The following is a 14584-nucleotide window of genomic DNA, read 5'->3' as shown; positions in this document are numbered from 1 at the left end:
AACATGGCGCGGCCGAGAGGCCGCCCGCAAAGACTACCGATATACAGTATATTCCAAAATACTACCACGCCGCGAACCCGACAATCGCAGCTCGCAATTTGCGTTGCCGTTGCGAGCTGCCTACAATCCCCGAACCGATCAGCCCCGAAATAAGAAGGATGCCCAGCATGTCCCTGGCCCGCTACGACACCATAATCACCGCACGTTGGATCATCACGGTCGAGAACGACGGCGAAGTGTTGGAAAACTACGCCGTTCTTGTCCGCGACGGTTGCATCGCCGGGATGCTGCCCGCGCGCGAAGCGGCCGCGCTGGACGCCGGCGAGCGCATCCACCTCGATCATCATGTATTGATGCCCGGGCTCGTCAATCTGCACGGCCACTCCGCGATGACACTGCTACGCGGCCTGGCCGATGACCTTGCGCTGATGGACTGGCTGACCAACCATATCTGGCCGGCCGAAGCCAAGCATGTGCGCGACGATTTCGTGTTCGACGGCGCCTGCATCGCCATGGCCGAAATGATCCGCGGCGGGACCACCACCATCAACGACATGTATTTCTTTCATGGCGCGATGGCCCGCGCCGGGATCGCCAGCGGCATGCGCAGCTTCGTCGGCTGTTCCATCCTCGAGTTCCCGACCCCGTACGGCAATAACGCCGACGATTACATCGAGAAGGGTCTGGCGGAGCGGCGCGAATTTCTCGGCGAGGAACTGGTCACCTTCACCCTGGCGCCGCACGCGCCGTATACGGTGTCCGACGCCACCTTCGAGCGCGTGGTCATGCTGGCGGAGCAGGAGGACATGCTGATCCACTGCCATATCCACGAAACCGCCGACGAAGTCGGCAACAGCGTGACCGAACACGGGCAACGGCCACTGGCCCGCCTGCAGCGCCTGGGATTGCTGTCGCCGCGTCTGATCGCCGCGCACATGGTTCATCTCGACGCGAGCGAAATCGAATTGGCCGCGCGCCACGGACTGTCGATCGCGCATAACCCGACGTCCAATATGAAATTGGCCTCGGGCATCGCCCCGGTCGACGCTCTGCTCGCTCACGGAGTCAACGTCGGCATCGGCACCGACGGCGCCGCCTCCAACAACAAACTCGACATGCTGGCCGAGACACGGATGGCAGCCTTGCTGGCCAAGGTCGGCACGCTGAACCCGACGGCGGTACCGGCCGCGACCGCGCTGCACATGGCAACATTGAATGGAGCACGTGCACTCGGCATCGACGACAAGATCGGCAGCGTGAAGCTCGGCAAGCAGGCCGACCTGATCGCGATCGACCTGTCCGCACTGGAAACCGCGCCGGCTTTCGACCCGATCTCGCATGTGGTGTACGCCGCCGGCCGCGAACAAGTCAGCCATGTCTGGGTGAAAGGCAAGCGCCTGCTCGACTCGCGCCGCCTGACCACCCTGGACGAGCCGGCGCTCAAGGCGCGGGCCGAAGATTGGAAACTCCGGATACAGGGCAAATAATCATGACAGTCAATGTAGACGAACTGGAACTGGACAAATTCAGCCAGCTGGCCCACAAGTGGTGGGACAAGAACAGCGAATTCAAACCGCTGCATGAAATCAACCCGCTGCGGCTGGACTATATCGACGGTTTTGCCGGTCTGGCCGGAAAACGCGTGCTGGACGTCGGCTGCGGCGGCGGTATTCTGGCGGAAAGCATGGCCGTGCGCGGCGCGGAGGTCACCGGTGTCGATCTGGCGAAAAAATCGCTCAAGGTCGCGCAACTGCATAGCCTCGAATCTGGCGTTGCCGTCGACTACCGCTGCATCGCCGTCGAGCAACTGGCGGAGGAGGCTCCGGCGAGCTTCGATATCGTCACTTGCATGGAAATGCTCGAGCATGTTCCCGATCCGCAGAGTGTGGTGCAAAGTTGCTCGCGACTGGTCAAGCCGGGGGGCTGGGTATTTTTTTCCACCCTCAACCGAAATGCCAAATCGTATCTGCTGGCGATCATCGGCGCCGAATACGTGCTGGGGATGTTGACGCGCGGCACGCATGAATACGCACGCTTTCTGAAACCTTCGGAGCTCGGACGCATGGCGCGCGAAGCGGCACTGGACGTCAAGGACGTGCGCGGCATGACCTACAATCCGCTGACCCGGATCTACGCACTGGGACGCGATACCGACGTCAACTACATGATCGCCACCCAACGCACCCCGTGATCAGGTTTTTCGGCCGGCCAATGCGTCGGCCGAGGCTTGTGCCAGACGGGTATAGTCGCTGCCGAACTCGCTGGCGATGACGCGCACCTGCTCGGCGTCCCGCGCAATCAGCGCCTGCAGCAAGGCTTCCATGAAATGATGGCCGCGATCGATCTGGCTGCGGCCGGCTCGCAAGATGGCGTAGAAGCAGCGCTGCGTCAACGGCGCCAGATCCTGCAAGGTCGCGCGCAGATAACGGTTGCCGGAGCCGTTGCCGATGTTGTTCATGAAAGCGATGCCATAGCGGTAGAAACCCGGCAAGTCGTCGTTATGCAGACAGTCGCTCAACCCTTGCATGTCTTCGAACAGGGGGGCCAGATCCTCCCCTTTCCACGACGCGGCCAGGTCGACCGCGGCGCGCTCGATCAGCAACAGCCATAACTCGAAAAAGTCACGCACATCCGAGCCGCTGATGCTGGACACGATGGCGCCGCGCCGGGGGAAGATCTCCACCAGATGGCGGCGCTGCAGAATCAGCAGCGACTCACGTACCGAGCCACGACTGACGTCCATCTCGGCGGCGATGCGCAACTCCTGGATGCGCTCGCCCGGCTCCATCTCTCCCATGATGATGCGCTGCTCAAGATAATGGGCGATTTGCTCGGTCAGTGACTCCTTGGCCTTGAAAGTCATGGCGGCTCCAGATGCGAGGGAATGAGGCAGACCAATATGACTCACCTCCCGACATTTCTAATACTATTTTCGTATGTAGACGCATCGTGTGGCAACCATGCGTTCAGGAAAAAGGCATTTAGGATGATTCCACCTCAAAGCAGTTGCATTTCCCGAGACAAGCTGGTCTAATCCGACGCGTTCATGCCATTACGGTAATGTGCATCGAAACCGCGCCCAGGCTGGGCATGCGTTCGGACACGGATTCTGACACCGGCACGCAACACGAGGAAGCGCTGAGGCCAGGGGCGATGCAGACAAGGGCAATGGACGGTAGTGGGGGAGGACAGCCCGGGGGGGCCGTCCTCCCTTTTTTCATGCGCTCAGGCCTGGGCGCGCACGTATTCGACGAAAGCATAGGCGATGCCGTCGGCACTGACGTGGCTATCGCGGCTGAGTTCCACCCATCCCTCGGAGAAGGACGGGAACACGGCGTCGCCGGCAAACTCGGCATCGATTTCGGTCAGCAGTAATCGATCGGCCAAAGCCAGCGACTGGGCATACAGTTCGGCACCGCCGATCAGGCAGACTTCTTCCGCTTGCCCGGCCAGATGCAGCGCCTGCTCGATACTCCACGCGGTTTCCACCCCTTCGGCCTGCCACTCGCGCTGGCGGGTGACGACGATGTTAAGGCGGCCAGGCAGCGGCCGGGCTATCGATTCGTAGGTTTTACGACCCATCACGATGGGTTTTCCCATCGTCACCTGTTTGAAATGGCGCAAATCTTCCGGCAAATGCCATGGCAGGCCATTGCCGACGCCGATGACCCTTCCGTGGGCCATGGCGGCCACCAGTGTCAGTTTCGGTTTACTCATACGGCCACCTGTGCCTTGATGTGAGGATGCGGATCATAGCCTTCCAGCGTGAAATCATCGAAGCGGAAGGCGAACAGATCGCTGACCTCGGGGTTGAGCCGCATATGCGGCAAGGCGCGCGGGCTGCGCGCAAGTTGTTCGCGCGCTTGTTCGAGATGGTTGTTGTACAGATGCGCGTCACCTAGGGTATGGATGAACTCACCCGGGCGCAAGCCGCATACCTGAGCCACCATCAGCGTCAGCAGTGCATAAGAGGCGATATTGAACGGCACGCCGAGGAAGATATCGGCCGAGCGCTGATACAACTGGCAGGACAAGCGGCCGTCGGCCACGTAGAACTGGAACAGGGCGTGGCAGGGCGGCAGTGCCATGTCGTCGACCTGGGCCGGGTTCCAGGCGGAAACGATCAGTCGGCGCGAATCCGGCGTACGCCGTATCATATCCACCAGCTTGCCGATCTGGTCGACGTGGCCGCCGTCGGGCGTCGGCCAGCTGCGCCATTGATAGCCGTAGACCGGGCCGAGCTCGCCGTCGGCGTCGGCCCATTCGTCCCAAATTCTTACGCCGTTTTCCTGTAGATAGCGAATATTGGTATCGCCTGCCAGAAACCACAACAATTCATGGATAATCGACTTCAGGTGCAGTTTTTTCGTCGTCACCAGCGGAAAGCCATCGGCCAGGTCGAAACGCATCTGATGGCCGAACACCGAGCGGGTGCCGGTACCGGTACGATCGGTCTTTTCGTGGCCGTTTTCCAGCACATGGCGCATCAGGTCGAGATACTGTTTCATCGAGGGCACTTTCAGATTCGGTGCCTCGATTGTAACCGATGCCCAGCTCCCGGATAAACCGCCGCCTGCCGGATACTGGATGAAGATCGGATAATTAGGCTACCATCGTGTTTAAAATTGGCAGATGACATTAAATGTAATTTATGGCTGAAGATTCAGACGACCGCACAGAAGCCGCGACAGCGAAACGGCTGAGCAAGGCACGCGAAGAAGGCAACGTTCCCCGTTCGCGGGAACTGTCGACCTTCAGCATCACCATGACCGGCGTGGTCATGCTGATGGTGCTGGGCGGAAGAATCGGCCAGTTTCTACAGGAGATGATGCGCACGACGCTGAGCTTCGATCACACGACCGTACTCACGCCCGACCCCGCCCTGCTGCGTTTCAGGGATGCGCTGGTCGGCACCCTGCTGCAGATGATGCCGATGTTCGGCGCGCTGGTACTCGTGGCGATTTTCACCCCCTTGCTGATCGGGGGCTGGAATCTGACTTTCGGCGCGGTACGTCCCAAGTTCGGCAAATTCAACCCCCTGCCGGGCATCGCGCGCATGTTCTCGGCCTCGGCGGCGGCCGAAGCATTCAAGGCCGTGCTCAAGAGCATGCTGATCGGCGGCGTCGCCACCTGGGTGATATGGAACGAACGCGCCGACATACTGGGGCTGGCAACGATGCCGCTACTGTCGGGGCTGCCCAAAATGCTGGACATTGCGTTCCATACTTTTTTCATCGTCACCAGCGCCATGTTTCTGCTGGTCGCGATGGATGTGCCGTTTCAGTTGTGGCACTACCATAAGCAGTTGCGCATGACCAAAGAAGAGGTCAAACAGGAGTTCAAGGAACAGGAAGGTTCGCCCCAGGTCAAGAGCCGGATCAGGCAGATGCAGCGCGAGGCGGCGCGACGGCGCATGATGCAGGAGATTCCCAGCGCCAACGTGATCGTCACCAACCCGACCCACTATGCAGTCGCATTGCGCTATACCGAGGGCATGCGAGCACCGCGCCTGGTGGCGAAGGGCGCGCTCAAACTGGCCGAGCGCATCATCGACACCGCCCGCGACAACAATGTGGCCGTCATGCGCGCGCCCAGCTTCGCCCGGGCGCTGTATTTCAATGCAGAGCTGGAAGAGGAAATTCCGGCACGGCTGTACGCGGCGGCGGCGCAGGTTCTCGCCTACGTCTACCAGCTCAAGCTGTACGAAATGAACGGCGGACTGGCCCCGGCCTACCCCGAAAAAATCGAGGTTCCCGCGGACCTTGACCCACAGAGCAAACGCCCGCAAGATGCGGCGCCAGATGCACTACCCTAAGGCGGTATGGATACATTTCTCGATCTGTTGAAGCGCTTCAACTATACCGGCCTGGCCGGGCCGGTGCTCATCATCCTCATTTTGACGATGATGATCCTGCCCCTGCCGCCGGTCATACTCGATATTTTCTTCACCTTCAACATTGCCGTATCGGTCATCGTGCTGCTGGTCGGCATCAATGTGCGCCAGCCGCTGGAATTCTCTGCCTTCCCGTCGGTACTGCTGGTCACGACCCTGCTGCGGCTGTCGCTCAACGTCGCATCGAGCCGGATCATCCTGCTCGAAGGCCATACCGGTCCCGACGCTGCCGGCCATGTCATCGAATCCTTCGCCCACTTCCTGGTCGGCGGCAACGTCGCCATCGGCGTGGTGGTATTCGTCATCCTCACCATCATCAACTTTGTCGTCATCACCAAGGGTGCCGGCCGCATCGCCGAAGTGAGCGCCCGCTTCGCCCTGGACGGCATGCCGGGCAAGCAGATGGCGATCGACGCCGATCTCAACGCCGGGCTGATCGGCGAAGAAGACGCCCGCAAGCGCCGGCGGGTGATTTCGGAAGAAGCCAACTTCTTCGGCGCCATGGACGGTGCATCCAAGTTCGTGCGCGGCGATGCCGTCGCCGCGATCATGATCATCATCATCAATATTGTCGGCGGCCTGATCGTCGGCATGCTGCAGCATGATCTGGCGGTCGGCAAGGCGGCGGAAACCTATACCCTGCTGACCATAGGCGACGGTCTGGTCGCGCAATTGCCGGCCCTGATCATCTCGACCGCGGCCGGTATCGTCGTGACCCGCGTCGGAACAACGGAGGACATGTCCGAGATGCTGCTCGGACAGTTGTTCAGCAAACCCCAGGTACTGAACATCACCGCTGGCGTTATCGCCCTGATAGGCGTGGTGCCGAATATGCCGCACCTGGCCTTTTTCAGCATCGCCGCCGCACTGGCCGGGCTCGCGCGGCTGATGGGGCAGCGCCAGATCGCGACGGCGAAAGCCGAAGCGCAGAGCAAGCACGCGGCGGCCCACCCGCCCGAGCCGCAGGTGCAGGAGGTCAGCTGGAACGATGTCCAGCCGGTCGACCAGCTCGGCCTCGAGGTCGGCTACCGGCTGATTCCGCTTGTCGACCGGTCGCAAGACGGGGAACTGTTGCGCCGCATCAGGGGGATACGCAAGAAAATCGCCCAGGAACTCGGATTTCTGGTCCCCCCGGTGCATATCCGCGATAATCTCGAGATCAAACCCAACGCCTACCGTATCCTGCTCAAGGGGGTGGAACTCGGCGAGGGCGAAGCCTTCATCGGTCAATTGCTGGCGATCAACCCGGGCCGCGTGAGTGGAGATCTGGCCGGGCAGCCGACCACCGACCCCGCTTTCGGGCTGCCTGCGATATGGATAGAAACCGCGAAGCGTGACGAAGCGCAGACATTCGGTTATACCGTGGTAGATACCAGCACGGTCGTGGCGACGCATATTTCCAACCTGCTGCAGATGCATGCGTCGGAATTGCTCGGACGCGAAGAAGTCCAGGCGCTGATCGACCACCAGGCCAAGGTCTCGCCCAAGCTGATAGAAGAACTGGTACCCAAGGTCGTGCCGGTCGGCACCCTGCAAAAAGTATTGCAGCAATTGCTGACCGAAGGGATTCATATCCGCGACTTCCGCACCATCGTCGAAACGCTGGCCGATCATATCGCCAGCACGCAGGATACCGACGAGTTGACGTCGGCCGTCCGTGCCGCGCTGTCGCGCGTGATCGTGCAGCAGCTGTTCCCGGGCGAAAGCGAACTGCCCTTGATGACGCTCGACCCGGCGTTGGAAAACGTACTGATGCAAGCTGTGCAATCCAAGGCCGGCGGGGGGCTGGAACCGGGCCTGGCGGAAACGCTGCTCACCAGCGCCGCGCACGAAACAGAACAGGTGGAAGTACAAGGACACAATCCGGTTTTGCTGACGCCGCCTCCTCTGCGTTCGCTGCTGGCGCGTTTTTTACGAAGACCTTTGCCGCAGATGCGTGTTATTTCGCATAATGAAATACCTGACAATAAATCCATTCGTATAATCGCGGTAATCGGGGGCAGCAAGGGCTAACAACAGATGGTGGTGAAAAAGTTTTTCGGGAAAACCACACGTGATGCACTGAGGCAAGTTCGCGAAGAACTCGGTGCGGATGCCCTCATCCTATCGAACCGCCCCACGCAAGGGGGCGGGGTCGAGATCATGGCGGTTGCTGACGCGGATGTCGCCAATCTGGCGTCGACGCTGTCGACCACGTCAACGAGCAAGCATCCGCCGCGCAACGCGCCGGCGGTCAGCCGCCCGGCGACCGAAGCGAGCATCGCTCCGGTCAACCGGGCGCTCGCGCGGACCTACGCCTTGCCGGTCGAACCGCTGGAAAGCCCTGAACCCCTGCGCCCCACCCTGAGCCGTCCCGCTTTAGATACGCAGTCCTTCGACGCTCAACCGGCCCGTCCGGTCAAGACTGCCGCACCGCCACCACCGCCGCCGCCACCGATCCCCGCCGCCGCGCGACCGGCCGCGCAGCCCGCCATGCCGGCCGCCGCCAGTGAAGAGCCCGAAGTGATGGCGCACGAACTCAAGCAGATCGGCGACGAAATCAAACTCTTGCGCAGCCTGCTGCAAAGCCAGCTAGCCAGCTTCGCCTGGTCGGACATGGAGGGACGCGCGCCCAACCGCCTCGAGTTGTTCCGCCACTTGTTGTCGATGGGCCTGAGTGCGACCCTGATCCGGCAACTGATAGAAAAAATGCCCGCCCAGTACGAAGGCGAACTGGCGCTCAAATGGGCACGTTCGGCCCTGCTGCACAACCTCAAATGCGTCGAAGCCGACCACGAGCTGATGGGACGCGGCGGCGTGTTCGCCCTCGTCGGTCCGACCGGCGTCGGCAAAACCACCACGGTGGCCAAGCTCGCAGCACGCGCGACCATGAAATTTGGCCCGCAACACGTGGCCCTGATTACGACCGACAGCTACCGTATCGGTGCCCAAGATCAGCTGCGCATCTACGGCAAGATCCTCGGCGTGCCGGTCTTCTCGATTCAAAGCGAAGCCGATTTGCAACTGACGCTGGCAGACCTCGGCTCGCGCCACATTGTCTTCATCGACACCGTCGGCATGGGCCAGCGCGATGCGCGCGTCAGCAACCAGTCGCAAATGTTCCGCTCGGTCGGCCGACCGGTCGAACGCATCCTGGTACTGGCCGCCAATGCGGACGGGCATACGCTGGAAGATGTCGTACGCCATTACCGCGGCGATGCACTGGCTGGCTGCATCCTGTCCAAGATAGATGAATGCGTAGCCATGGGCGCGAGTCTGGACGTACTGATCCGCAACCGGCTCAAGGTCTACTACATCACCAATGGGCAGCGCGTCCCCGAGGATCTGCACTCGTCCAACGGAGGCTTCCTGATCGACCGCGCGTTGCGGGCTCCGCAGGGCGGTTCGCCATTCGCCCTGCAGCAGGATGAACTGCCGATCATGAATGCGGCCCAGGCCGGGTGGTTATGACGATGCAGGATCAAGCCTCCAGCCTGCGATTGCTGCACGCCCAGGCCTTGCGCGCGCCGAGCTTCGCCTTTCTCGGCTCGAGCGGTTCCGGGGCCACGACCCTGATCACCGAACTGGCCGTCGGCCTGGCTTATGCCGGTCTGCGGCCGCTGGTGGTCGACTGCCGCCAGGGGCAGGTGCTCGCGCGCTACCTCGGCGTACCCACCACCGCCACGCTGGAAAGCCAGGTGGTCAGCCAGGGCGGCCTCGACGAGATGATGACGCAGTCGCGCCAGGGAGTGACTCTGGTCAACCTGTTCGCGCGCCCGGATCAACGCGCCCTGTTCTCGGCCCAGTTGTGGCTAAGACTGGGCAGCGAGTTCGCCGCGCTCGAACGCGACGCCGGCGTGCTGCTGGTCGATGTGCCGAGTCCGGTGCTGGATCCGGTTCCCAGCGCCGTCGCCGACAATCTTATTTTGATTTTGACCCCCGACGCCGAATCACTGACCGCTGCATACGCTACAATCAAGCGATTGTCGAATACACATGGACGGCAACGCTTCAATGTCCTGGTCAACAGGGTGCAACATATGGAACAGGCAAGAGAGCTGTTTACCCGGCTGGCGTCGGTCGCGAGCGAATTCCTCACTGTTTCGCTGCGCTGGCTCGGTTTCGTCCCGCGCGACCCGGCCATACGCCGCAGCCAGGCCCTGCATCGGCCGCTGCAAGAAGCGTTTGCGAACAGCGAATCGAGCGTCGCCTTCGCCCAATTGGCTTCGATGTTGCCACAATGGCACACCGCAGAGACCACACATGCAGGCACCGGCTTCATGGATATGCTGATCGCCGCCTCGCGCGACTGGGCGGAACAGGAAAAAGGCGGGGGCCAATGATCGCAGGCTCATACAAACGCTCGGGCTATCTGAGTGCGTCGGGCGAAATCGGCATCGACGTAACAGAGTATGTTCCTCTGGTAAAAAAGCTGGCGGGCATTCTGGTCGCGCGCCTTCCAGCTTCGATCGACATTGATGATATGGTTCAGGTAGGCGTGATCGGCCTGATCGATGCCGCGCGCCAGTTCGACCCGGGGCAAGGCGTACAATTCGAAACCTTCGCCAGCCAGCGCGTGCGCGGCGCCATGCTCGACGAGCTGCGCCGCCAGGACTGGATGCCGCGCCATGTGCGGCGGCAGGCGCGCCAGATCGAAGAAGCCGTCGCCCGGCTCGAGCATCGCCTCGGCCACGCGCCGCTGGATTCGGAAATTGCAGCGGAAATGAATCTGTCGCTGGACGCCTATCAGGACGCGCTCGGTGATTGCAAGGGCATGAGCCTGTTGCATTTCGAAGATTTCGGCGATGCCGATGAAGGCGTCGCCGATGCACTGGCCAACATCATAGACCCGCAGTCGCCCGACCCGCTGGGCACGCTGGCGGATTCGGGCTTCCGCCAGGATCTGATCGCAGCCATCGGGCAATTGCCCGAACGCGACCGGCTGGTGATGGCCTTGTACTACGAACAGGATTTGAACTTGAAGGAAATCGGCGCCGTGCTCGGAGTCTCCGAGTCGCGCGTCAGTCAGTTGCACACGCAGGCGATCGTCCGCCTGCGTGCTCATTTGAGAGACTGGTTGTAAGACCCGATCGCCGGGGTCAGGCCGCGGCGGAATACTCACGGAAAGCGTTTGTGGACAAGATCAGTATAGTCGCCATTATCGGGGGATTTACCGCCATCATCGCCGGCCAGGCGCTGGAAGGCGGGAACGTCGGCTCATTGGTGCAATTGACGGCTTTCATGATAGTCATCGGCGGCACCGCCAGTGCAGTCATGTTGCAGTGCACCCCCAAGCAGTTTTTAACGGGGCTGCGCATGATGCGCTGGGTGTTTTTCCCCCCGCCGTTCGACCATGAAAAAATGATACGCGAAGTGATCACCTGGAGTCAGAGCGCCCGCCGCGGCGGCTTGCTGTCGCTGGAGGGCTATGTCAACAGCCAGCGCGACCCGTTCACGCGCAAAGCCTTGCAAATGCTGGTCGACGGCGCCGAGCCCGATACCCTGCGCGCCGTGATGGAAGTCGAGATGATGATGTTCGAGCATGCGCGCAAGCAGGCGGCCCGTGTCTGGGAATCGGCGGGCGGCTATGCCCCGACGATGGGGATTCTGGGCGCGGTACTCGGGCTGATCCATGTGATGGAAAACCTCAGCGACCCCTCCAAACTCGGCGCCGGCATCGCCGTCGCCTTCGTGGCGACAGTATACGGCGTCGGTTCGGCGAACCTGCTGTTCCTGCCGATAGGCAGCAAGCTGCGCAACATCGTCGCTTCGGAAATCGCGATGAAGGAACTGGTCGTCGAGGGCATCGTCGCCATCGCCAACGGCGAGAACCCGCGCATCATCGAAAGCCGTCTGCGCGGCTTCCTGGCAATGCACGAGTGATTCAGGCGGCGCCGGCTTCGCGCAAGATCGACGCCGGCGTCGGCTTGCGCAGATAGCCGCTCAACAGGCGGTAGATGTCGCTGTCGAACAAGGGGTTTCCGGCCGCGGCCGCCTCGCCGCCCCGGCGGCTTCCCAGATAGCACCAGCGGTCGAAGACATGGGTGGCGGTTTCACCGCTGACCTCGTCGCACTCTTCGATCTCGATGGCGCCAGCGAACGGCCATGCTTTCACTTTCACCCGCTCCAGCGCCTTTCTCAGGCGTGCATTATGCGACTCGGCCGACTCGCGGCCGATGCAGGCGCCGCGGCAATAGCCGCCACGATGGCCGTGACAGGCCTCGCCCTTGCGACTCGTTACCTGTTCCACTCCCAATACCGACTGGCATAAACCGGCCGCACGCGCCATCTCCTGCAGCACCTTGCGTGCTTCGCGCGCACCGCGGAACAAGCCGAAAAGACTGTCGGTACGGCTAAAGTCGATCTCTTCCGGCGTCACGATGCGCGGACGCAGCAACCCGCCCTCTCCCGCTTCCAGCTGTATCGAACAGCATTCGGCGAGCCTGGCGCGGGGATTCAGTCGCGGCTTGTGCTCGCGCTGCAAGCGTAGCTCCAGCAAGCGGGCGCCGAATTCACCGATGGTCTCGTGCCAATCGACACGCAACACCCGGTCCTGCGGGCTTGCCGACGAAAAATGCGCGAGCACCTGCTGACGCAGATTGTCTGCGCGCTCGACGTAGAGCACTTCGTTGCCCTCTCCGTGCAGCATGAATACGCCCGGTACGTCCGGCAGCGCATCCACCAGTTCGCTGTCCACTCCCGGCGGCACGGTCTGTTGCGCGAGCACCTCGGCCGCGGCGGCCTCCAGTGCCGCGGCCCCCAACCCGGTACGCGCGCTATCCAGAAACAGGCGCAGGGCTTCGGCATCGGCCAGAGCGCGGTGGCGATCGGCCAGCACCAGACCATGCCGCTCGATCAGGCTGTCCAGATTGTGCTTGTAGAATTGCGGATACAAGCGGCGCGACAACTTGACGGTGCACAGCGCGTCGCATTGAAAGCGCAGCCCCAGCCGCTTGAATGCATTTTTCAGGAAGCCATAGTCGAAGCGGACATTGTGTGCAATGAACAAGCGCCCCTGCAGACGCTCGAGCAAATCCGCCGCCACATCGGCGAACGCCGGCGCGGAGGCCACCATGGCGTCGCTGATGCCGGTCATATGTTCGATGAACGGTGGAATGGGCTGCCCGGGATTGATCAGGGTGGAGAAACGCTCGACCCTGGCACCGTCGATAAAGATGACACCGATTTCGGTGATGCGGTCGCGAACGATGTGTCCACCCGTAGTTTCCAGGTCAACGATGGCAAGAGGACGATCAAACAGCATATTCTGTCTCTACGCGGGCGGATCTACCGCTCGGTGGTGAATGTGGACGCCGCACGACAGGCGAATCCGGTCATTTTAACGTTTCGGGAAAAAAATTCACAGGGAATGTTGACAAGCAGAAACCGGGTATATAAAATCCGCCTCTCTTGCAGTAAGCAGTGCACCCGTAGCTCAGTTGGATAGAGTATCTGGCTACGAACCAGAGGGTCGGGCGTTCGAATCGCTCCGGGTGCACCAGTAAAGTCCCTATAGTTTAGCGGTTAGAACACTGCCCTTTCACGGCGGCGGCCGGGGTTCGATTCCCCGTGGGGACGCCAGTTTCACCCAGTTTCACAAGCTGCACCCGTAGCTCAGTTGGATAGAGTATCTGGCTACGAACCAGAGGGTCGGGCGTTCGAATCGCTCCGGGTGCACCAGCAAGTCCCTATAGTTTAGCGGTTAGAACACTGCCCTTTCACGGCGGCGGCCGGGGTTCGATTCCCCGTGGGGACGCCAGGATTCGGAAAACGCTCAATGCTACGCTTTGGGCGTTTTTTTGCGTTCGGCCGCAGGCAAGGGCGGCAACAGATCCAGCAAGGCAAGCAAGGCCAGCGACGTGTTCGCCGGGTGCCACAGCAAATGGCTGCGGTTATCGCGTATCGCAGGCGGCACTTCATGCGTTTTCACATCCACCGCGGCACTGAGCGAAGCCAGTACCGAACGCGGCACCAGCGCCACTCCGGTCCCCGCCGCCACACACGCCACGATCGCCGGGTAGGACGAAAACTCCAGCACGCGGTCGGGCAGGATGCCGGCCCCCGCCAGCCATTCTTCGAAACGCCGACGATAGGAACAGCCCCCGGCAAACGCAATCAGCGTCGTGCGTCCGAGCTCGGCAGCCGATGCGACGGCCCCCCGCCCTTTCTCGCTGATCAGCACCAGTTCTTCTGCAAACACCTCCCGCCCGGACAGTCCCGGCGCCGAATAGGGTTCCGCGACAAAAGCGGCTTCGATCTCGTGCCGCAACAAGCGCCCGATCAGCGCGCCGCTGGTCCCGGTCTGCAATTCGACCCGCACCCCGGGCACCGCAGCGTGATACTGCGATAGCAGCGGCGGCAGCCGCGCCCCGGCCGTGCTCTCCATGGCCCCCAGCCTGAGCGCTCCCAGCGCCTGCCCCGACGTGATGGCCGACTCGGCCTCGGCGGCCAGCTGCAGCAGTCGTTCGGCATAGCCGAGCAGCCGTTGCCCTTCCTCTGTCAGCACCAGGCCGCGCCCGCGGCGCTCGAACAAAGCCACGCCAAGCCGTGCTTCGAGTTGCTTGATCCGCGTCGTCACATTGGATGGCACCCGATGCAGAGACTGGGCCGCGCGCGTAATTCCCCCCAGGGTGGCGACGGCACGGAACATCGCCAGCACCTCCAGTTCCAATGTTCTCAATTTGAGAATCCACGTTTATGAGTATTCAATAT

General features: G+C 61.7%; 13 protein-coding genes and 4 tRNA genes. 12 read left to right on the top strand and 5 right to left on the bottom strand.

Translation table 11 applies throughout. The features are described from left to right. The first annotated feature begins 167 nt into the window (after positions 1–167). Positions 168–1487 carry a TRZ/ATZ family hydrolase gene (locus tag G520_RS0119200; RefSeq protein ID WP_028537072.1) on the top strand — a complete coding sequence of 440 codons (1320 nt, stop codon included), beginning with the start codon at positions 168–170 and terminating at the stop codon, positions 1485–1487. A gap of 2 nt (positions 1488–1489) precedes the next feature. Continuing rightward, positions 1490–2191 carry a bifunctional 2-polyprenyl-6-hydroxyphenol methylase/3-demethylubiquinol 3-O-methyltransferase UbiG gene (gene ubiG, locus G520_RS0119195; RefSeq protein ID WP_036666598.1) on the top strand — a complete coding sequence of 234 codons (702 nt, stop codon included), beginning with the start codon at positions 1490–1492 and terminating at the stop codon, positions 2189–2191. On the opposite strand, the gene G520_RS0119190 is transcribed toward ubiG, so the two are convergent. The 3 genes from G520_RS0119190 to G520_RS0119180 form a co-directional block, all read right to left on the bottom strand. After that, the gene (locus tag G520_RS0119190) at positions 2192–2863 is read right to left on the bottom strand and encodes a GntR family transcriptional regulator (protein ID WP_028537070.1); all 672 of its coding nucleotides are present in this window, start codon (positions 2861–2863) and stop codon (positions 2192–2194) included. Between the two features lie 362 nt (positions 2864–3225). After that, positions 3226–3717 carry a dihydrofolate reductase gene (locus G520_RS0119185; RefSeq protein WP_028537069.1) on the bottom strand — a complete coding sequence of 164 codons (492 nt, stop codon included), beginning with the start codon at positions 3715–3717 and terminating at the stop codon, positions 3226–3228. Next, positions 3714–4508: a thymidylate synthase gene (locus tag G520_RS0119180; RefSeq protein WP_028537068.1), complete on the bottom strand. Its 795-nt coding sequence runs from the start codon at positions 4506–4508 to the stop codon at positions 3714–3716. Before G520_RS0119180 ends, G520_RS0119185 begins: the two co-directional genes overlap by 4 nt. A 143-nt stretch (positions 4509–4651) precedes the next feature. On the opposite strand from G520_RS0119180, the gene flhB reads away from it, so the two are divergent. From flhB to G520_RS0119150, 6 genes are read left to right on the top strand one after another with little or no spacing between them, the layout of a single operon-like run. Further along, the gene (flhB, locus tag G520_RS0119175; protein WP_028537067.1) at positions 4652–5815 is read left to right on the top strand and encodes a flagellar biosynthesis protein FlhB; all 1164 of its coding nucleotides are present in this window, start codon (positions 4652–4654) and stop codon (positions 5813–5815) included. 6 nt (positions 5816–5821) lie between these two features. Further along, positions 5822–7906: a flagellar biosynthesis protein FlhA gene (gene flhA, locus G520_RS0119170; RefSeq protein ID WP_028537066.1), complete on the top strand. Its 2085-nt coding sequence runs from the start codon at positions 5822–5824 to the stop codon at positions 7904–7906. A 6-nt stretch (positions 7907–7912) separates the two neighbouring features. Continuing rightward, entirely contained in the window at positions 7913–9343 is a 1431-nt protein-coding gene (gene flhF / locus G520_RS0119165; protein WP_028537065.1) for a flagellar biosynthesis GTPase FlhF, read from the top strand. Continuing rightward, entirely contained in the window at positions 9340–10215 is an 876-nt protein-coding gene (locus G520_RS0119160) for a MinD/ParA family ATP-binding protein (protein ID WP_248620857.1), read from the top strand. The genes flhF and G520_RS0119160 overlap by 4 nt, the downstream gene beginning before the upstream one ends. Further along, positions 10212–10955, top strand: a complete 744-nt coding sequence (locus G520_RS0119155; RefSeq protein ID WP_036666597.1) for an RNA polymerase sigma factor FliA — start codon at positions 10212–10214, stop codon at positions 10953–10955. Before G520_RS0119160 ends, G520_RS0119155 begins: the two co-directional genes overlap by 4 nt. A 50-nt stretch (positions 10956–11005) precedes the next feature. After that, a complete protein-coding gene (locus G520_RS0119150) occupies positions 11006–11755 on the top strand; it encodes a flagellar motor protein (RefSeq protein WP_028537062.1) in 750 nt (249 codons plus the stop codon). A gap of 1 nt (position 11756) precedes the next feature. Here the strand turns inward: G520_RS0119150 and G520_RS0119145 are convergent, their stop codons facing one another. After that, positions 11757–13136 carry an exonuclease domain-containing protein gene (locus G520_RS0119145; protein WP_028537061.1) on the bottom strand — a complete coding sequence of 460 codons (1380 nt, stop codon included), beginning with the start codon at positions 13134–13136 and terminating at the stop codon, positions 11757–11759. 160 nt (positions 13137–13296) lie between these two features. On the opposite strand from G520_RS0119145, the gene G520_RS0119140 reads away from it, so the two are divergent. The 4 genes from G520_RS0119140 (at position 13297) to G520_RS0119125 (ending at position 13631) form a co-directional block, all read left to right on the top strand. Continuing rightward, positions 13297–13373: transfer RNA gene (locus G520_RS0119140), tRNA-Arg, on the top strand. Between the two features lie 5 nt (positions 13374–13378). Continuing rightward, positions 13379–13453: transfer RNA gene (locus G520_RS0119135), tRNA-Glu, on the top strand. A 22-nt stretch (positions 13454–13475) separates the two neighbouring features. After that, positions 13476–13552: transfer RNA gene (locus G520_RS0119130), tRNA-Arg, on the top strand. A gap of 4 nt (positions 13553–13556) precedes the next feature. Continuing rightward, positions 13557–13631: transfer RNA gene (locus tag G520_RS0119125), tRNA-Glu, on the top strand. Positions 13632–13652: 21 nt separating this feature from the next. Here G520_RS0119125 and G520_RS0119120 read toward each other — a convergent pair. Beyond that, on the bottom strand, positions 13653–14552 hold the full coding sequence (locus G520_RS0119120) for a LysR family transcriptional regulator (protein WP_051229527.1): 900 nt from the start codon (positions 14550–14552) through the stop codon (positions 13653–13655). Between the last annotated feature and the right edge of the window lie 32 nt (positions 14553–14584).

It is taken from the genome of Paludibacterium yongneupense DSM 18731 (genome assembly GCF_000422925.1).
Taxonomy (GTDB): Bacteria; Pseudomonadota; Gammaproteobacteria; order Burkholderiales; family Chromobacteriaceae; genus Paludibacterium; species Paludibacterium yongneupense.
Note: the sequence above shows the minus strand (reverse complement) of the source record. Positions and strands in the feature narration are given on the sequence as shown.

Coding starts and splice junctions, on each gene's coding strand:
- G520_RS0119185 (WP_028537069.1), bottom strand. CDS start 3,717: ATGAGTAAACCGAAACTGACACTGGTGGCCGCCATGGCCCACGGAAGG.
- flhF (WP_028537065.1), top strand. CDS start 7,913: ATGGTGGTGAAAAAGTTTTTCGGGAAAACCACACGTGATGCACTGAGG.
- G520_RS0119155 (WP_036666597.1), top strand. CDS start 10,212: ATGATCGCAGGCTCATACAAACGCTCGGGCTATCTGAGTGCGTCGGGC.
- G520_RS0119160 (WP_248620857.1), top strand. CDS start 9,340: ATGACGATGCAGGATCAAGCCTCCAGCCTGCGATTGCTGCACGCCCAG.
- G520_RS0119190 (WP_028537070.1), bottom strand. CDS start 2,863: ATGACTTTCAAGGCCAAGGAGTCACTGACCGAGCAAATCGCCCATTAT.
- flhA (WP_028537066.1), top strand. CDS start 5,822: ATGGATACATTTCTCGATCTGTTGAAGCGCTTCAACTATACCGGCCTG.
- G520_RS0119145 (WP_028537061.1), bottom strand. CDS start 13,136: ATGCTGTTTGATCGTCCTCTTGCCATCGTTGACCTGGAAACTACGGGT.
- G520_RS0119200 (WP_028537072.1), top strand. CDS start 168: ATGTCCCTGGCCCGCTACGACACCATAATCACCGCACGTTGGATCATC.
- ubiG (WP_036666598.1), top strand. CDS start 1,490: ATGACAGTCAATGTAGACGAACTGGAACTGGACAAATTCAGCCAGCTG.
- flhB (WP_028537067.1), top strand. CDS start 4,652: ATGGCTGAAGATTCAGACGACCGCACAGAAGCCGCGACAGCGAAACGG.
- G520_RS0119180 (WP_028537068.1), bottom strand. CDS start 4,508: ATGAAACAGTATCTCGACCTGATGCGCCATGTGCTGGAAAACGGCCAC.